Genomic DNA, 18,536 nt, shown 5'->3' with positions numbered 1-18,536 from the left:
CTTTGTTTATTCTCTCTATATTTATAAAAAAAAGGACCTGGAAATCCAAGTCCCTGCTGCTCTATAGCTGGATTACTGTGAAGAAGTGTCGGAGCTTTCTTTTGCAAGCAGCGCTTTTCTCGACAGGTTAATCCGTCCCTGATTGTCTATTTCTGTTACCTTCACCATTACTTCGTCCCCGATAGAGACGACGTCTTCCACTTTGTTTACGCGCTCGTGATTCAGCTGGGAAATGTGGACAAGGCCTTCTTTTCCTTTAAACAGCTCCACGAAGGCGCCAAACTTCTCGACGCGTTTGACCTTTCCTAAATACGTCTCCCCCGGCTCCACTTCACGAATTAAATCTTCAATGATTTTTTTCGCTTCCTCGTTTTTATCCTGCTCGGTGGAGGAAATAAAGACGGTGCCGTCCTGCTCGATATCAATTTTCACGCCGGTATCCTCAATAATCTGGTTGATCGTTTTCCCGCTCGGTCCGATCACATCACGGATTTTATCCGGCTTAATGTGCATGGACATAATTTTTGGTGCGTACGGGGAAAGCTCACCGCGCGTTTCGCTGATGGTAGCGAGCATGTTTTCGAGTACCTTCATGCGTGCCACCTTCGCCCGTTTGAGGGCAAATTCGAGCACCTCGCGGTCAATCCCCGCCAGTTTAATATCCATCTGCAGCGCCGTGACACCGTCTGCGGTCCCGGCTACTTTAAAGTCCATGTCTCCAAGAGCGTCCTCCATCCCCTGAATGTCGGTTAACACAGCCAGGTCGTCGCCTTCTTTTACGAGTCCCATGGCGATGCCGGCAACCGGCGATTTGATCGGAACACCGGCATCCATCATGGCAAGCGTGCTCGCGCAGATACTCGCCTGCGAGGTGGAGCCGTTGGATTCAAGCACTTCGGAAACCAGGCGGATCGTATACGGGAATTCCTCCTCGGACGGCACGACCTTTTCCAGGGCGCGTTCGCCCAGGGCGCCGTGACCGATTTCCCGCCGGCCCGGTCCGCGGATGGGACCGGTTTCCCCGACACTGAAGTTCGGGAAGTTGTAGTGGTGCAAAAACCGTTTCGATGTTTCGGTGCCGAGGCCGTCAATAATCTGCACCTCTCCGAGAGCGCCGAGCGTGCAGATGCTGAGCGCCTGCGTCTGGCCGCGGGTGAACAGACCGGAGCCGTGCGTGCGCGGCAGAATGTCCACCTCGGACGTCAGCTGGCGGATGTCGTCCGGCCCGCGCCCGTCCGGGCGGATGTGCTCTTCTGTGATCAGGCGGCGGAATTCCGCTTTGACGAGTTTTTCAAAAATCTCTTTGACTTCGCTATGCTGCTCTTCTTCCTCGTACGGCTCGGAGATCTGTGTTTTCAGCTCCTGGATAGCCACATCGCGTTCTTTTTTATCTTTAACCATTACCGCTTCCTTCACGGAGTCCTGGAACTGGCTGCGGATCGTCTCTTCAAGGTCTTTGTCCGTCTGGGACAGCTGTACCTCCATTTTTTCCCGGCCGAGTTCACTGATGATGCCTTCCTGGAATTCCACCAGGCGCTTGATTTCTTCGTGGCCGAACATAATGCCTTCAAGCATCGTTTCCTCCGGTACTTCGTCCGCCCCGGCCTCCACCATGTTGATGGCGTCCTTCGTGCCGGCAACCGTCAGTTCAATGTCGCTTCTCGCTGCTTCGGATTCCGAAGGGTTAACGACAAATTCGCCGTCGACCCGCCCGATAACAGCACCCGAAACCGGGCCGTAAAACGGAATGTCCGACAGGGAGAGCGCGAGCGACGAGCCTACCATGGCCGCAATTTCCGGAGAAGCGGACTGGTCCACGCTCATCACCATGTTAATGACCTGCACGTCGTTACGAAAGCCGTCCGGGAAAAGCGGGCGGATCGGGCGGTCAATCAGACGGCTTGTTAAAACCGCCGTTTCGCTCGGCCGCCCTTCGCGTTTAATAAAGCCGCCGGGAATTTTACCTGCCGCGTACAGCCGCTCTTCATAATTTACCGTAAGCGGGAAGAACGGAAGATCCTTGGGTTCCTTTGAGGCTGTAACGGTGGAGAGCACTACGGTGTCTCCGTAGCGGATCATAACCGCTCCATTTGCCTGCTTTGCGATATGGCCTGTTTCGACGGTCAGCGTCTGCCCCGCCCATTCAATTGAGTAGGTTTTCTTTTCTTGTTCCAAATTTCAGGACCTCCTATACGTTTTTTCACGTATACGCCTGACTGTCCGGGTATAAATGCTCCACCCCGCCGGCACTGCCTGCTGGCGGCAGGAGCCCCTTTCGTGCACACAAGCTTAGCGCGGAAGCCCCGCTGCTTACGCGCTAAGCTTGTGAGATGTGCGTAAGGGATCATTTCATACCGCACAGCCGCATACGTTATGCACATGGTTGTTTTTAGGTAAGAGAAAAAGCGGGAGATACCTCCCGCTTCCCAGTAATTCTTAACGGCGCAAGCCGAGTTTATTAATGATGTCGCGGTAACGCGTGATGTCCTGATTACGAACGTACGTTAACAGGTTACGGCGCTTACCAACCATTTTTAACAGCCCGCGGCGGGAATGGTGGTCCTTTTTATGCTCACGCAGGTGTTCGTTCAACGAAACGATCTGCTCCGTCAAAATAGCGATCTGTACTTCCGGAGAACCGGTGTCGCCTTCATGTGTTTTGTACTCTTCGATCAACTCTGATTTACGCTCTGGTGTTAAAGCCATCCAGTCGACCTCCTTTTGTTATTTTGTTTCAACCATTTCCTCGCAAGCCGCAGGAGGCGCGTGCAAGCCAAGAAGTGGTTTCCATACATCAACCATCTTACCTTTTGCACGGGAAAAACGCAAGGGAAAACAGGTTTTAGTCCCTGATTTCCTGCCCGAACACCCGCTCGGCGGACCGCTTGTCCTCATGAAGCTGGGAAACAAGCGCATCAAGGGACGGAAATTTCACTTCTCCGCGAAGGCGGTCCCGCCACTCAATACGGACGGTTTTACCATAAATGTCTCCACTGAACTCAAACAGATGAACTTCAATTTCCGGCGGGCCGTCCCGTTCGTCGTGAAACGTCGGCTTGTAGCCGATATTGCACATTCCGCGGTGCCATTGGCCGTCGATCAGCGCACGCACGGCGTACACCCCGTCGTCTGGCAGCAGGTACGGCTCTTCGGACTGGATGTTGGCTGTTGGAAAGCCAATTGTCCGTCCGCGTTTCTCTCCTTCGACAACAGTGCCTTCAAATGTATACCAGCGCCCGAGCAGGCGGGCGGCTCCAGCCATGTCCCCGTCCTCCACCATCCGGCGGATCCAGGTGGAGCTTACCTTTTCTCCGTCCTCGGTATGCGGCGATACGATGGAAAACGTAAAGGCGTCCCTTGAATGATACGGGAGCGTCTCCATCGTGCCGCGCCCGAATTTCCCGTATGAAAAATCGAACCCGGCCACCGCGTGCTTTACGCCGAGGTCAATAATGTAGGCATCCACAAAAGCCTGTGGGTCCAGAGACGCAAAGTCCTGGTCAAACCGTACAATATACAGCTCTTCCACTCCAAGCGATTCAAGCAGGCGCTGCTTTTCCTTCAGCGGAGTTAAATAAAACATATCTTCCTCTGTCTGCTTCGAGAGTACTACCTTCGGATGCGGATGGAAGGTCATAACAGCGAGCGGGAGCCCCGTGTCCTCTGCTTTCTGCCGGGCCTTTTCAATCACTTCTGCGTGGCCGCGGTGCACCCCGTCGAAGTAGCCCAGCGCCATCACTTTCGGTTTTGAAAGCGACGCCGTTAACGTATGCGGATGTACAAGATGATGAACTTCCATTATTTTCACCTGCCGATATTCTTTCATTCAAGCTATCAAAGAAGCATTGTTTTTGGTTTAAAAATGCCGGGCTTATCCGGGTGTGCCGTATAAACGGCGAGCGGCTTTCCGCTCTCTGCCTTCACCGCCATCGTCTGCTCTTCAAACCATTCCGACGGCAGCACGCGCCCGTGACTGATCTGCTCTGCCGTTTTCTCCGACACGGTGATGGACGGAAGGTGAGCCACGGCCCAGTCCACCGGATACACGGCGTCCCTGAGGCGGTCGCATGCAAGGAGGGATTCAAGCTCCTCCCATGTGGAGCTGTGCTCCGGCCCAAAGCCGCCCGACGCTGTCCGGACCAGCTGCTGCAGGTGCGCCGGATAACCGAGCTTCTCCCCGGCGTCCACGGCCAGGGTGCGCACGTAGGTTCCTTTGCTGCACTCCACATGCACTTTAAAGGAAAATTCCCCGCCCTGCGGCGCCTCCTCCATTTCAAGCAGCCGGAAATCATAAATGCGGGCTTCGCGCACGGGACGTTCGACCTCTATGCCTTCCCGGGCGTACTCATACAGCTTGCGTCCCCGGACTTTAACGGCTGAATACATGGGAGGCACCTGGCTCACCGTCCCGGTCAGCGACTTAAGCGCTTCTTCAATGCTATGCCTTGCCGGAGCCGTTTCCACCGGAAGGGCTGTCACTGTTTCCCCATCGGCGTCTTCGGTCGTCGTTGCTTTTCCGAGAGTGATGATTCCTTCATACGCTTTTGGGGCTTCGTGCAGATAATCCACCGCTTTAGTGGCTTTACCGACACAAAGCGGGAGCACACCGGTCACCGACGGATCAAGCGTACCGGAGTGACCGACTTTTTTGGTTTTCAGCAGCCGGCGTGCACGCACTACGCAATCATGGGACGTCACCCCTGCTTCTTTCCACAAAGGGATAATTCCATCAATCATAGGGCTGTTTCGCTCACTTCCGTTTCAGAATTCATATGCATAGGAAAAGCTGTTTTAAAGTCAGCAACAGCTTTTCCAACTTTAAAACAGCTTCTTTCTTCTATTTCTCCCGCTCATTTAAATCGCGCAGAAGCGATTCAATACGGTTGCCGTATTCAATCGATTCATCAAAGGAAAAGAAGATTTCCGGCGTTTTGCGAAGCTGGATTCGTTTTCCGATTTCACTGCGGATGAATCCCCGGGCTTTTTCGAGGCCCTGAAAGGCTTCTTCCTTGTCTTTTTCTTCCCCGAGAACCGTCACAAAGATCGTTGCCTGCTGCAGATCACCGGTCACCTCTACGTCAGTCACCGTCACAAACTGCACCCGCGGATCTTTAATACCGCGCGCAAAAATATCCGATACTTCTTTTTTAATCTGCTCTCCTACACGCTGAGCACGTATATTAGCCATAACTGTTCCTCCTATAACCATTCATAGTGTACGGAGGTTATTTCCCATTCCGTATAATTTTCAATCATATGAATGGCACGCTGCAGCTCTTTTTCTGCTCCGGCCTTTTCGTTATGCACGGTAACAATCGAAAGAGCTGCCCGCTGCCAAAGCTCCTGGTAATCTGTTTCCGCCACGGAGAGATTGCGCTGCTTCAGCTTTGTTTTCACGCTCTGAAGCACCGCCCGTTTCTGCTTTAAGTGACTCGCTTCATAAAGCATGCACTCTACATGGACCACGCCGATCATGTGCGTTTAACTTCCTCCATAATGTACGGCTCCATAATGTCGCCTTCCTTGAGGTCGTTAAAGTTTTCGAGGGTCACCCCGCACTCATAGCCGGAAGCAACTTCCTTCGCATCGTCTTTATAACGCTTCAGATCCTTAATGCCGCCGTCGAAAATCACGACGCCGTCGCGAACGACGCGGACCTTGGAATCCCTGGTAATTTTTCCTTCAAGCACATAGCTTCCGGCAATTGTACCAACGCGGGAAACTTTAAACAGCTGACGCACTTCAACCTGTCCGAGCACGCGCTCTTCATAGACCGGGTCGAGCATGCCTTTCATGGCTGTTTCAATTTCTTCAATTGCATTATAGATAACCTGATGGAGACGAAGATCCACGTTTTCGGCATCGGCCGTACGCTTGGCATTTACGTCCGGGCGGACATTAAAGCCGATAATAATGGCGTTGGAGGCCGAAGCAAGGATAACGTCTGATTCTGCAATCGCGCCGGCGCCGGCGTGTACGATATTGATTTTGCAGCCTTCTACTTCTATTTTCTCGAGCGATCCGCGAAGCGCTTCGACCGAGCCCTGGACGTCCGCTTTCACGATTACGTTGATTTCTTTCATGTCGTTTTCCTGAATCTGGCTGAACAGATCGTCAAGGTTGATCTTCGAGGTCTGGGCGCGCTCGGCGTCCTTTGCCCGGCTCTTGCGCGCATCGGCAATCTGGCGGGCTTTTTTCTCTTCTTCAAAGACAACAAACGGATCACCCGCCTGCGGCACATCGTTCAGACCGATAATTTCCACCGGCTTGGATGGACCAGCGCTTTTCACCTGGCGGCCAAGATCATCCACCATTGCACGTACGCGGCCAAAGGCATTGCCGACAACAATCGGCTCGCCCACATGCAGCGTACCGTTTTGAACGAGCAGCGTCGCAACCGGCCCGCGCCCTTTATCAAGCTCTGCCTCTACGACGCTTCCGCGGGCCCGCTTGTCCGGATTCGCTTTAAAGTCTTCCACTTCAGCGACGAGCAGAATCATTTCAAGCAGTTCATCAATGCCTTCCCCGTTAATTGCAGAAAGGTTCACAAAGATCGTGTCCCCGCCGTATGCTTCCGGCACCAATTGAAACTCCATCAGCTCCTGCATTACCCGGTCTGGATTTGCGCCTTCCTTATCCATTTTGTTTACCGCGACAATAATTGGCACCTCGGCCGCCTTGGCGTGGTTGATAGCCTCGCGTGTCTGCGGCATGACGCCGTCGTCAGCCGCGACAACCAGCACCGTAATATCGGTGACTTCGGCACCGCGCGCACGCATGGTCGTAAACGCTGCGTGTCCGGGGGTATCAAGGAAGGTAATCAGCTTGTTGTTTTCTTCCACCTGGTAAGCGCCGATGTGCTGGGTAATGCCGCCGGCTTCTCCGGAGGTTACCTTCGTATGGCGGATAGAATCGAGAAGCGTCGTTTTTCCGTGGTCGACGTGCCCCATGATCGTTACTACCGGAGGACGCTCCTGAAGCTTTGCAGGATCATCCTGCTCGACATAGTTATCAATATCGAGTTCATCCACCACTTCTTCCTGCTCGACCGCCACGCCGTAGTCCGTGGCGATCAGTTCAATGGTTTCTGCCTCGAGCGTTTCGTTGATGGTCGCCATCACGCCGAGATTCATTAATTTTTTAATGATCTCAGAGCTTTCCTTATTCAGCTTTTCTGCCAGCTCCCCGACGGAAAGACTGCCGGCAAACGTGATTTTTTCCGGCGTGGCCTGCTGTTCTTTACGGGCCCCTCCCGGACGTTTCCGGGTGGTTTTTTTCTTGCCCGGGCCTCTGTTTCCCTGGGTGTTTTTTGTTTTATTGCTTCTCACTTTACTCATAGTGACATCACTTTCCTTCCAAAGATATCGTTCCTGAATACTGTTCGTTTTTCGTTCATCTACACGTCCTTCTTAATTTATTTCTTCATCTATCAGTTTTATCAGCTTTTTGGCAAAGCCGCTTTCGGTGACGGATAAAATGGTTCTTGATTCTTTTCCGATCGCCGCGCCGAGACCTGCTTTCGTGCCGGCAACCCGAAAAGGACATGAATAAAAACTTGTTTTATCCGTGAACTTTTTAATCGTATTGGCAGAAGCATCCCCGGCGACGATGACGAGCTGTGCCTGTTTGGTCTGCACGGTTTTAAGAACGGTATCATCACCGCTTTTCAGCTCACCTGCCCGCGCAGCAAGGCCTAGAAAGGATAATGCTTTATCGTTCATGACCCGGCGCCTCTGCGCTCTTCTATAAGACGGTCATAATCTTCGCTTGAGACCTTCACCTTCAGATGACGGCTCAGCGAATCCTTTGCTTTCGCCTGTAAAAATACATCCTCACTGTCGGTTAAATACGCGCCCCGGCCGTTCTTTTTGCCGGAGCGGTCGACAAAAACGGTGTTATCCGGGTCCCGAACGACTCGCACCAACTCTTTCTTGGGCTTTTCTTCTCCAGTAATAATGCATTTTCGCATGGGAATTTTTTTAACCATAGCCGTTCACCCTCATTTTTACAAATCTTCTGTATCTAAATCAATGCTTGTGCTTGTTACCGGGATCTCTTCTGCATCCTCCGGCGAGAAGATACCGAGTTCTTCGGCTTCGGTTTCACTTTTAATGTCGATTTTCCAGCCGGTAAGCTTGGCGGCCAGACGTGCGTTCTGTCCGCGCTTGCCGATAGCAAGGGAAAGCTGGTAGTCCGGCACCACGACGAGCGTGCTTTTTTCCTCTTCGTTCACCTGAACATCGAGGGCTTTTGCCGGGCTCAATGAGTTGGCTACGTACTCCACTGGATTATCAGACCACTGCACAATATCGATTTTTTCGCCCTTCAGCTCTTTCACGATCGTCTGCACGCGCTGGCCGTTCGGGCCGACGCAGGAGCCAACCGGGTCCACTTCCGGATCATCGGCGTACACCGAAATTTTCGAGCGGTCCCCCGCTTCCCGTGCCACTGAAATAATTTCCACCGTGCCATCATAAATCTCCGGCACCTCAAGCTCAAACAGCCGCTTCAAAAGACCCGGGTGGGTGCGGGAAATAACAATCTGCGGGCCCTTGGTCGTTTTTTCCACCTTGGTGATATACGCCTTCAGGCGGTCGTTGTGGTTGTACGTCTCATTTTGCATCTGTTCGCTCTGCGGCAGCAGCGCCTCTACCTTCCCAAGGTCCACATAGATAAAGCGGTGGTCCTGGCGCTGCACAATGCCGGTCATAATATCCTCTTCGCGGTCGATAAAATCGGAATAGATAATGCCGCGCTCCGCTTCCCGCACGCGCTGGGTCACGACCTGCTTTGCTGTCTGCGCAGCGATGCGCCCGAAGTTTTTCGGCGTCACTTCCATTTCCACCACGTCGTCAAGCTCGTACGACGGACTGATGGCCTGTGCTTCCTCCTGAGAGATTTCAAGCCGCGGATCAAATACCTCTTCGACCACTTCTTTGCGGGCGAATACGTGAATCGAGCCGGTATCGCGGTTCACGTCCACCCGGACGTTCTGCGCCTGGTTGAAGTTTCGCTTGTAGGCGGAAATCAATGCGGCTTCGATCGCTTCAAGCACTATTTCCTTATCAATTCCCTTATCGTGTTCCAGTACGTCCAATGCTTCCATAAAGTCTGCATTCATGGAATTCAGATCCTCCTTTTTCTCGATGCCCGCCGCACCGTTAAAAAATGATGGCGAGCCTTGCTTTAGCTACTTTGCTGTACGGTATATGCACCGTGCGCTCCCTCTGCTTCTGAGCCGTGCTGATCAAAAGCTCCCCGTCCTTGAAGTCACTCAGCTTTCCTTCGAACGCTTTTTCTCCTTCAACGGGTTCATACGTGGTCACGTACACGTTTTTTCCGACTGAACGGCGGATATCCGCTTCGTTGTTCAGCGGACGCTCCGCGCCGGGCGAAGAAACTTCCAGGTAATAGGCCTCCTGGACCGGGTCGAGGTCGTCGAGCTGTTCACTCAGACGTTCACTTACGCGCCCACAGTCTTCCAGATGCACACCGGAGGGGCTGTCCACAAACACTCTCAAATACCAGTTTTTTCCTTCTTTTTTATATTCCGTATCCACAAGCTCCAGATCCAGTTCTTCAGCAATCGGCTGCGCCAGACGTGCTGCGATGTCTTTAATACTTTCTTTCATTACGTACCTCCCTGCTGCTTTGTCATCATCTTCATTTCTTCCAATGATAGTATATAGTTTATTTTATGCAGAAAGCTTCAACCATAAATGAAAGAGTGGGTATTCACCCACTCTTTCGCCGTCTCGATATACCTCTCACTGCCCATTATCATAGCACGATTTGTGCATTTTCGCAAGCCTGGCTGGTGGTTAGAACAGAGAAAGTTGGTTCGTATCCGGCAGGCCGTCGAGGCAGCCGTGCAGGTCAAGGTGCTCAATCACTGTTTTGGTTGCCTTACTGCGCTGCTGCAGGTCTTCCTTGGATAAAAATTCCCCGTCAGCGCGGGCTTTCACAATGTTAACCGCTGCGTTCGTTCCTACGCCCTCCAGAGCGTTGAACGGCGGAATCAGCTGGTCGCCGTCGACGACAAATTCGCTCGCCTCCGAGCGGTACAGGTCCACCTTCTGGAAACGGTAGCCCCGCTCGGTCATTTCAAGCGCAAGCTCAAGCACGGTCACCAGGCTTTTTTCCTTCGGAGAGGCGTCAAAGCCCTTCGCCTGAATCTCCTCCAGCTTTGCACGGATCGAGGTGCTTCCGTTGATCATCGTCGGCAGATCAAAGTCGTCTGCACGGACCGTAAAGTACGCTGCATAAAACAGGATCGGATGGTGCACTTTAAAGTAGGCAATCCGGACTGCCATCAGCACGTAAGCGGTGGCGTGCGCTTTCGGGAACATGTATTTAATTTTCAGGCACGACTGGATGTACCATTCCGGCACCCCGTGATTTTTCATTTCCTCAATCCATTCCGGATCGAGGCCGCGTCCCTTGCGGACAAACTCCATGATTTTAAAGGCGAGCGAATGCTCAATGCCTTTGTAGATCAAATACACCATAATGTCGTCCCGGCAGCCGATAACGTCCTTCAGCTCGCACGTTCCGTTCTGGATCAGCTCCTGGGCGTTTCCGACCCAGACATCCGCGCCGTGGGAAAGCCCGGAAATCTGAACAAGCTCGGAAAAGGTCGACGGCTTCGTGTCCTCAAGCATCTGGCGCACAAACCGGGTACCAAACTCTGGAATGCCGTAGGTCCCCGTTTTACAGTTAATCTGCTCCGGTGTCACACCGAGCACTTCCGGGCCGCCGAAGATTTTCATTACTTCCTCATCGTCGGTCGGAATGGTCTGCGGATCAATGCCGCTTAAATCCTGCAGCATCCGTATGACCGTCGGATCATCGTGGCCGAGAATATCAAGCTTCAGCAGGTTGTCGTGAATGGAATGAAAATCAAAGTGCGTCGTTTTCCATTCCGACGTTTTATCGTCTGCGGGAAACTGAATCGGACAGAAGTCGTGAATGTCGTATTCATCAGGTACAACGATGATTCCGCCCGGATGCTGGCCGGTGGTCCGTTTAACGCCCGTGCATCCGCTGACGAGCCGGTCGATTTCTGCTCCGCGCAGATGCAGCTCGTGGTCGCTTTGATAGCCCTTTACGAACCCATACGCCGTTTTATCCGCCACGGTACCGATCGTTCCTGCCCGGTATACTTTCTCCTCACCGAACAGTTCCTTCGTGTAATTGTGGGCCCGCGGCTGGTAGTCGCCGGAAAAGTTCAGATCAATATCGGGCACCTTGTCACCTTTAAACCCGAGGAACGTTTCAAACGGAATATCGTGGCCGTCTTTAATCATGTCCACGCCGCAGCTATCGCACAGCTTGTCCGGAAGGTCGAAGCCGGAGCCGACCGAGCCGTCGTCAAAAAATGTCGACTGCTTGCATTCCGGGCAGACGTAATGCGGAGGCAGAGGATTCACTTCGGTAATTTCTGTCATCGTGGCAACAAACGACGATCCGACCGAGCCCCGGGAGCCGACAAGGTAGCCGTCTTCGAGGGATTTTTTCACGAGCTTCTGCGAAATCAGGTAGATGACGTCAAAGCCGTTGCCGATAATGCTGTCGAGCTCTTTATCGAGCCTGGTTTTCACGAGCTCCGGTATCGGCGAGCCGTAGATGCTCTCCGCCCGGCGGTAGCACATTTCCCTTATTTCTTTATCCGATCCTTCGATGTTTGGGGTATACAGGTCGCTTGGTACCGGATGGATCGTTTCCACCTGGTCTGCGATCGCCCGGGTATTTTCAACCACAATCTTTTCTGCCGTACGGTCATCCAGAAAATCGAAGCAGGAGAGCATTTCCCCGGTGGTGCGGAAGTGCACCTGCGGGAGCGTCTGGTTGTTCAGCGGGTTCGCCCCGCCCTGCGACGCAATCAGAATCTGCCGGTAGCTGTAGTCGTGTTCATCCATATAGTGGGCGTTACCGGTGGCAACGACCGGAAGATTCAGTTCCTCCCCGGTGCGGATGATTTTCTGAATCACATCCTTGACGTCGTCGTAGCTTTTCAGAAGCTCCTTTTCCACCAGGTGCGCATAGTTTTCCGGCGGCTGCACCTCGAGATAGTCGTAAAATTCAGCTGCTTTTTTCGCTTCGTCCTCCGACTTCTGCATCATCGTTTCAAACACTTCGCCTTTGTCACACGCCGAGCCAACGAGTATGCCCTCGCGGTACTTCTGCAGCTTCGAGCGCGGAATTCTCGGTGTTCGGAAAAAATATTCCAAGTGAGACAGCGTGACAAGATGGTACAGGTTTTTCAGCCCCTCCTGCGTCTGGGCAATCAGCGTGCAGTGCGACGGGCGCAGGCGGTGAAAGCCGGACTGGCCCATGTTGTCATTCAGCTGTTTATGGTTCGTGATGTCCTGGGCAAGCGCATCCTTCATCATTTTCCAAAGCAGGTACCCGGTCGCTTCCGCGTCGTAAATCGCCCGGTGGTGGCTTACGAGTTCGATATCAAACGTTTTACAGAGCGTATTCAGCCGGTGGTTTTTTAAATTCGGATACAAAAAGCGGCCGAATTCGAGCGTGTCGATCACCGGCATGTCTGCCGTTTTACCGATTTTTTTGTATCCCTCCCGGAGAAAGCCCATGTCAAAGCTTGCGTTATGGGCGACAAGCACCGAATCTTTGGAAAAAGCGTAGAAGTCTTCAAGCACCGGCTCAATTTCCGGTGCGTCGACGAGCATGTCGTCCGTGATGCCGGTCAGGTTAATAATGGTGTCGGTCAGCTTTTCATGCGGGTTCGAGAAGCGTTCAAACCGGTCGATAATCTCTCCGCCTTTTACCTTCACCGCTGCGAGCTCGATGATCGAGTCGTACACGACCGACAGGCCGGTCGTTTCCACGTCAAAAACGACATAGGTTCCCGTTTCAAGATCCACGTCCGCCTCGTTGTAGGCGATCGGGACGCCGTCATCCACGAGGTTCGCCTCCATGCCGTACAGCACTTTAATGTCGTGCTTTTTGCCGGCATTATATGCTTCCGGAAACGACTGTACGACGCCGTGGTCCGTAATGGCGACCGCCGGATGGCCCCACTCGGCTGCCCGGGCCACGTATTCCCCGGCAGAGACGGTCGCATCCATCTGACTCATATTCGTGTGGGCGTGCAGCTCGACGCGCTTCTCTTCGGCGTCATCGGTTTTGGACGCTCCCTGCACCTGGATCACGTCGTTTGCAATCATCACCAGGTCCCGGACGAATGTATCGTCCTGCACGCCGCCGCGGGCCTTTACCCAGATGCCCTTCTGCACGGCTTCAAGCAGCGGCACCTGTTCTTTATCCTTGGAGAACATTTTGATCATAATCGAATCGGTGTAGTCGGTAATTTTAAACGTCAGCAGCGTCCGGCCGCTGCGGAGCTCCTTCGTTTCCGCTTCGAAAATGTAGCCCTCCACCGTGATGCGGCGCTCTTCTTCGCGGATTTCCTTAAGCGGCACGGCTTCGTCCTTGATCGGATAGCCGATCTGAATCGACTGGGTGGCACGCTTGGAATCAGCGTCCGATTCCTTTTTCTTGCGCTCCATCATCGCTTCAATGACTTTGGAGTGCTCTTCCTGCTTTTTCTTTTCCTCGAACTGTTCCTTCTCTTCATCGCTCGTTTTGGCTTCCATCGTAAACGTGGCAGCCGGCAGCCCGAACAATGGCAGAACGTCGTTCATCGCCTGCTGCAGCTTCGGTCCGAGCGAATTCATTTCGATATCGCTTTTACACGGGAAAATCAGCTCGCCCTCCCGAAGAAACGGCGCTCCTCCGTTCAGCCTCATGCGCAGATGGGGATCGTAATTTTCGAGCTTCTGCATGATCAGCGGCCAGTAGTCCGGGATGGCGTCCGCCGGCACCGTGGTGCCTTCTTCGTAATGAAGCGTAAAGTCAATATCAGCAATCCTTTCAAATGCAGCCTGCAGTTTTTCCTTCAGCAGCGCGTAAACCGTAAACGGCAGCGGAGCTGCCAGCGTCAGATGAAAATGCCACTGCTTCTGTTCTTTATGAATAACAAGCTTTTCGAGGCGGCCTTCGGTAAAATAACGATTGGTTTCTTCTTCCGGCATGCCAATCTGCTCAAGCAGCAACTCAAAACGTTCCTGCTGAATGTGACGGTCGGTCTGCACGTTTCTCGCCTCACTTCTTCGTTCTTTTATAATTCATTTTATCAAAAAAATTCATTTCCGGCAGTTGCATGGTAGAGGGAAACCCCTCCTGGAGACACCAGAAAGGGTTAATGGATTTCAGCCCACAGCTTCTCGAGATACTGCGGAAGCTCGCTGATGGCGACTTCCACGTTTTCATCGGCTGTGCGGGATTTTACTTCCACGATCTGCTCCCCTGCTTTTTTTCCGCAGGCGATACGCACAGGAAGCCCGTAAAGGTCCGCATCCTTAAACTTCACTCCCGGCCGCTCCTTCCGGTCATCGAGCAGTACGGACCACCCGCTTCTCTGCAGGCTTTCGTACAGCTCGTCGCCAAGCTGCTGCTGCTCGTCCTGCTTCGGATTGAGCACCAGCAGATGCAGATCAAAGGGCGCAGCTGCCTTAGGCCAGCAGATGCCGCTTTCGTCATGGTTCTGCTCAATGACGGCCGCTATCGTCCGGCTCACGCCGACGCCGTAGCTCCCCATAATGATCGGGCGGGCTTTGCCGTTTTCATCCAAAAATGTAGCCCCGAGCGCTTCGCTGTACTTCGTGCCAAGCTTAAACACGTGCCCGACCTCAATACCCTTGGCGAAACGGACCGTGCCTCGGCCGTCCGGAGACGGTTCACCTTCCTGAATGAAACGCAGATCGGCGTACTGTCCCACCGGGAAGTCTCTTTCCGGGACCGCGTTCTGGTAGTGCCGACCGTTTTCGTTAGCCCCGCATATGGCGCCTGCCATGCCGCGGACCGCATAATCGGCAAGAACCTCCACATCTCCAGACAGACCGGCCGGGCCTATAAAGCCGGGCTCTGCTCCAAACGCCTCTTCAATCCGCTCAGCGGACGCGGGTTCAAGCACTTCAGCGCCCACCGCGTTTGCCACTTTTACTTCGTTAACATCATGATCGCCGCGCATAAGCACAGCCACCAGGCGGCCGTCTACGTCAAAGGCGACAGTTTTCAGGCATTCCTCAGCCCTGACCCCAAGTTTAGCAGCCACTTCTTCAATCGTTCGCTCCTCCGGTGTATCGACCATGGACATTTCTTCCGCAGCAGGCTCCGGTTTTGACACGTTGTCCGGGATGGCGGCTATTTCAATATTTGCAGCAAAATCGCTTTCGTCGGAGTACACGATCGTGTCCTCCCCGACGTCGGAAAGCACGGTGAATTCGTGGGTTTCGCCCTGACCGCCCATCGCACCGGCATCGGCCTGCACCGCCCGATAGTCCAGTCCCAGACGAGTAAAAATCCGTTCATAGGCGCGGTACATCGCCCAGTAGCTTTCGTTCTGCGCTTCGTAGGACGTATCAAACGAATACGCATCCTTCATGATAAATTCGCGGGCGCGAAGCACCCCGAAACGCGGACGCGCTTCATCGCGGTATTTGGTCTGAATCTGGTACAAAATCGCAGGCATGCGTTTGTATGTATTCATTTCATCCTTTACAAGGGCGGCAATGTTTTCTTCATGCGTAGGACCGAGCACAAAATCACGCTGGTGGCGGTCTTTAAAGCGCATCAGTGCCGGTCCATAATTGTCATAGCGGCCCGATGCCTGCCACACCTCTGCCGGCTGCATGGCGGGAAGCAGTACTTCCTGGCCGCTTGCAGCATCCATTTCCTCGCGGACGATGCTTTCGATTTTACGGAGCACCTTGTGGCCTAGCGGAAGATAGGAATAGACTCCGGCTGCACTCTGGCGGATCAGACCGGCCCGGAGCATCAGCTGGTGGCTCGCAATATCCGCTCCCTGCGGCACATCCCGGAGGGTGGGACTGAATAAAAATTGTTGTCGCATACTATATCAACCTCTTTCTCTTATACATCTGCGTCTGTAAGCTCTTTGGTTATTTTAACATAAGAACGGTGACGGGGCTTTGGCTCCGTCACCGTTTTTTTATTACGTGAATAAGCGGTTAATATCGTTCCACGTCACTGCAATCATGAGCAGCAGCAGCAGCGCGAAGCCGAGCAGGTGGATCATGCCTTCCTTCTGCGGTTCGATCGGCTTGCCGCGGACTGCCTCAGCAATGATAAACAACAGCCGCCCTCCGTCAAGCGCCGGCAGCGGAAGAAGGTTGACGATCCCAAGGTTGACGCTGATCATGGCGGACCACGCAATAAGGGTAAGAAGCCCTGTCGCGATCACCTGATCCGTCGCATCATAAATACCTACCGGACCGGCCAGGTCATCCAAAGAAAATTCCCCGGTTACAATCGTGCCGAGCGTCTGGAAAATCAGCGTGGCAACCTCAATGGGCTGGGTTACGCCGTACTGCAGCGCTTCCGTGAAGGACCGTTCAAGTTCAGCATAGACGCCGATCTGGCCGAATTCCTCGCTTGAGCCCTCCTGCACCGGAACGCCGTCGATGGTGACCGTGTCTTCCACTGTCTCCCCGCCACGTTCAGCGGTGACCGTGACTTCTTCTCCCGGACGCTCCTGGACAACACCGGTCATTTCATCCCACGAGTTCACGGGCTCGCCGTCCACGGAGGTGATAACGTCGCCTTCTTCAAACGCGGATTCTTCCAGCGGCGAGCCACCGGCAATGCCGCCGATGGCCGGCGTTTCCTGCGGCAGTCCGTGGGCAAGAGCGTAAATACCAAACAGCACGAACGCGAGCACAAAGTTCATGAACGGGCCGGCAAAGATGGCCACTGCTTTTTTCCATGGCCGCTTGGAGCCGAACTGCCGGTCCCACGGTGCAATCTGTTCCCGCTTCTCGTCGACAATCAGATCGCACGCCCGGTCGATGTCATACCGCTTCACTCCGGATGCTTTTTCATCCTCCACCGCTTCAATATAAAGCTCGCGCTCCATATCGATCGATTCCACGGATACAACCTTTGCTTCCGGGTGCTTGGATTTATTGTTTACGATGATTTCCTTTACTTTTCCTGCATCGTTAAACGTCAGGCCGATTTCATAGCCTGGTTTAATATTGACCGGATCCGGATCATCCCCGGCCATCCGAACGTAACCGCCAAGCGGCAACAGCCGGATGGTATAAACCGTTTCATTGCGCTTCGTCGAAAATATCTTCGGCCCGAAGCCAATAGCAAACTCCCGGCACAAAATGCCGACTTTTTTGGCAAAATACAAATGGCCCCACTCGTGTATGGCCACCAATAAGCCGAACATGACAATTACCGCTATCAGCGTATCCAAAGCTTATTCACCTTCTTCTTTTGCTCTTTCTTCCCATTATAGAGTGTTTGTGAAAGAACGTCACGTTAAAAGCGTCTGTACGTGTTCTCTTGTTTCCCGGTCCACGCGTAAAATCGTGTCGAGGTCCGGATGTTCAATGCGCTCATGGCGCGTAAGTGCCTCTTCCACAGCGGTTTCAATTTCAAGGAAGGCACACTGGCTGTTTAAAAACATTGCCACCGCCTGTTCATTGGCTGCGTTCAGCACCGTTCCCATGGAGCCGCCGGCTCTGCCGGCATCGTAGGCCAGCCGGAGGCTGCGGTAGCGTTCAAAATCAGGCGGCTGAAAATGCAGAGTGCCTATTTCCCAAAGGTTCAGCGATTCCTTGGCCGGGTAGTCAAGCCGCTCCGGGTAGGTCATGGCGTACTGAATCGGCACGCGCATGTCCGGCAGTCCGAGTTGGGCAATCACACTTGTATCCTGATACTCGACGAGCGAATGAATAATGCTTTCTTTATGCAGCAGCACGTCAATACGGTCGTAGGGAATACCAAACAGCCAGTGGGCTTCGATCACCTCAAACCCTTTGTTCATCATAGTAGCCGAGTCGATCGTAATTTTGGCCCCCATGCTCCAGTTCGGGTGGTTTAAGGCATCCTGCACCGTGACTCTGTCAAGGTCGCTGCGTGAATAGTCACGGAAGCTGCCTCCCGAGGCAGTCAAAATCAGGCGGCTCACTTCCTTTAGCTCGTTTCCTTCAAGGCACTGGGCGATCGCCGAATGCTCGCTGTCAACCGGCAGCAGGCGCACGCCGTGCTCCTTTGCCTTTTCCATTACGAGATGGCCGGCGGTGACGAGCGTTTCTTTATTGGCAATCCCGATATCCACCCGGTTTTCGATTGCCCGGAGCGTCGGCTCAAGTCCCATGCTGCCGCTGACCGCGTTCATCAGAAAGTCACAGGAGCTGCCCGCAATTTCCATGAGGCCATCGTGGCCCCAGACGATGCGCATGCGCCCGCCGTATTCCGCCTGAAGCGTTTCGGCATCTTCCTTTGTATGGACCGCCGCAATTTCAGGTGAAAATTCTTCAATCTGCTTTCGTACGAGATCCACGTTTCTGCCGGCAGCAATAGCCGTTATCCGGAACCGTTCCGGATGCAGACGAACAACGTCGAGCGTCTGTGTACCGATGGATCCGGTGGACCCAAGCAATGCTATTCGTTTCATGGTTTAAACTCCTTTAGGTTGG

At 53.5% G+C, this 18,536-nt stretch carries 14 protein-coding genes and 1 pseudogene; all 15 read right to left on the bottom strand.

Annotated features, from left to right (window positions below; all coding sequences use genetic code 11):
• Positions 1-72: 72 nt before the first annotated feature.
• Positions 73-2,175 (bottom strand): polyribonucleotide nucleotidyltransferase, encoded by a 2,103-nt coding sequence (locus ACTTK7_RS02045; RefSeq protein WP_462865376.1) that lies wholly within the window; start codon positions 2,173-2,175, stop codon positions 73-75.
• 261 nt (positions 2,176-2,436) lie between these two features.
• Positions 2,437-2,706, bottom strand: a complete 270-nt coding sequence (gene rpsO / locus ACTTK7_RS02040) for a 30S ribosomal protein S15 (RefSeq protein WP_022792814.1) — start codon at positions 2,704-2,706, stop codon at positions 2,437-2,439.
• A 136-nt stretch (positions 2,707-2,842) separates the two neighbouring features.
• Positions 2,843-3,799: a riboflavin biosynthesis protein RibF gene (gene ribF, locus ACTTK7_RS02035; RefSeq protein WP_462865374.1), complete on the bottom strand. Its 957-nt coding sequence runs from the start codon at positions 3,797-3,799 to the stop codon at positions 2,843-2,845.
• Between the two features lie 35 nt (positions 3,800-3,834).
• On the bottom strand, positions 3,835-4,737 hold the full coding sequence (gene truB / locus ACTTK7_RS02030) for a tRNA pseudouridine(55) synthase TruB (RefSeq protein ID WP_462865373.1): 903 nt from the start codon (positions 4,735-4,737) through the stop codon (positions 3,835-3,837).
• A gap of 100 nt (positions 4,738-4,837) precedes the next feature.
• Positions 4,838-5,188 (bottom strand): 30S ribosome-binding factor RbfA, encoded by a 351-nt coding sequence (rbfA, locus tag ACTTK7_RS02025; RefSeq protein WP_079476203.1) that lies wholly within the window; start codon positions 5,186-5,188, stop codon positions 4,838-4,840.
• A gap of 11 nt (positions 5,189-5,199) precedes the next feature.
• Positions 5,200-5,475, bottom strand: a complete 276-nt coding sequence (locus ACTTK7_RS02020) for a DUF503 domain-containing protein (RefSeq protein WP_462865371.1) — start codon at positions 5,473-5,475, stop codon at positions 5,200-5,202.
• Positions 5,472-7,229: pseudogene (gene infB / locus ACTTK7_RS02015) on the bottom strand (translation initiation factor IF-2); the annotation flags it as partial. The gene ACTTK7_RS02020 and the pseudogene infB, both read right to left, overlap by 4 nt.
• Before the next feature lie 180 nt (positions 7,230-7,409).
• A complete protein-coding gene (locus ACTTK7_RS02010; RefSeq protein WP_462865370.1) occupies positions 7,410-7,721 on the bottom strand; it encodes a L7Ae/L30e/S12e/Gadd45 family ribosomal protein in 312 nt (103 codons plus the stop codon).
• Positions 7,718-7,987 carry an RNase P modulator RnpM gene (gene rnpM / locus ACTTK7_RS02005; protein ID WP_462865368.1) on the bottom strand — a complete coding sequence of 90 codons (270 nt, stop codon included), beginning with the start codon at positions 7,985-7,987 and terminating at the stop codon, positions 7,718-7,720. The genes ACTTK7_RS02010 and rnpM overlap by 4 nt, the downstream gene beginning before the upstream one ends.
• 18 nt (positions 7,988-8,005) lie before the next feature.
• Entirely contained in the window at positions 8,006-9,121 is a 1,116-nt protein-coding gene (nusA, locus tag ACTTK7_RS02000) for a transcription termination factor NusA (protein WP_462865367.1), read from the bottom strand.
• 40 nt (positions 9,122-9,161) lie between these two features.
• A complete protein-coding gene (gene rimP, locus ACTTK7_RS01995) occupies positions 9,162-9,632 on the bottom strand; it encodes a ribosome maturation factor RimP (RefSeq protein ID WP_462865365.1) in 471 nt (156 codons plus the stop codon).
• A gap of 189 nt (positions 9,633-9,821) precedes the next feature.
• Entirely contained in the window at positions 9,822-14,117 is a 4,296-nt protein-coding gene (locus ACTTK7_RS01990; RefSeq protein WP_462865364.1) for a PolC-type DNA polymerase III, read from the bottom strand.
• 107 nt (positions 14,118-14,224) lie between these two features.
• A complete protein-coding gene (locus tag ACTTK7_RS01985; protein ID WP_462865363.1) occupies positions 14,225-15,937 on the bottom strand; it encodes a proline--tRNA ligase in 1,713 nt (570 codons plus the stop codon).
• A 102-nt stretch (positions 15,938-16,039) separates the two neighbouring features.
• Complete coding sequence (gene rseP, locus ACTTK7_RS01980) at positions 16,040-17,308, bottom strand: RIP metalloprotease RseP (RefSeq protein ID WP_462865361.1); 1,269 nt, start codon at positions 17,306-17,308, stop codon at positions 16,040-16,042.
• A gap of 60 nt (positions 17,309-17,368) precedes the next feature.
• Positions 17,369-18,514, bottom strand: coding sequence for a 1-deoxy-D-xylulose-5-phosphate reductoisomerase (locus tag ACTTK7_RS01975; RefSeq protein ID WP_462865360.1), 1,146 nt, complete (start codon positions 18,512-18,514; stop codon positions 17,369-17,371).
• Between the last annotated feature and the right edge of the window lie 22 nt (positions 18,515-18,536).

Source organism: Marinococcus tarijensis (assembly GCF_054971385.1).
The sequence above is the reverse complement of the archived record's forward strand: the minus strand, read 5'-3'. Positions and strand labels throughout refer to the sequence as shown.

Bases quoted from the DNA above. Each gene is read 5' to 3' on its own strand.
- nusA (WP_462865367.1), bottom strand. From the start codon at position 9,121: ATGAATGCAGACTTTATGGAAGCATTGGACGTACTGGAACACGATAAG.
- ACTTK7_RS01975 (WP_462865360.1), bottom strand. From the start codon at position 18,514: ATGAAACGAATAGCATTGCTTGGGTCCACCGGATCCATCGGTACACAG.
- truB (WP_462865373.1), bottom strand. From the start codon at position 4,737: ATGATTGATGGAATTATCCCTTTGTGGAAAGAAGCAGGGGTGACGTCC.
- ACTTK7_RS02010 (WP_462865370.1), bottom strand. From the start codon at position 7,721: ATGAACGATAAAGCATTATCCTTTCTAGGCCTTGCTGCGCGGGCAGGT.
- rbfA (WP_079476203.1), bottom strand. From the start codon at position 5,188: ATGGCTAATATACGTGCTCAGCGTGTAGGAGAGCAGATTAAAAAAGAA.
- ACTTK7_RS02020 (WP_462865371.1), bottom strand. From the start codon at position 5,475: ATGATCGGCGTGGTCCATGTAGAGTGCATGCTTTATGAAGCGAGTCAC.
- ribF (WP_462865374.1), bottom strand. From the start codon at position 3,799: ATGGAAGTTCATCATCTTGTACATCCGCATACGTTAACGGCGTCGCTT.
- rimP (WP_462865365.1), bottom strand. From the start codon at position 9,632: ATGAAAGAAAGTATTAAAGACATCGCAGCACGTCTGGCGCAGCCGATT.
- rpsO (WP_022792814.1), bottom strand. From the start codon at position 2,706: ATGGCTTTAACACCAGAGCGTAAATCAGAGTTGATCGAAGAGTACAAA.
- rnpM (WP_462865368.1), bottom strand. From the start codon at position 7,987: ATGGTTAAAAAAATTCCCATGCGAAAATGCATTATTACTGGAGAAGAA.
- ACTTK7_RS01985 (WP_462865363.1), bottom strand. From the start codon at position 15,937: ATGCGACAACAATTTTTATTCAGTCCCACCCTCCGGGATGTGCCGCAG.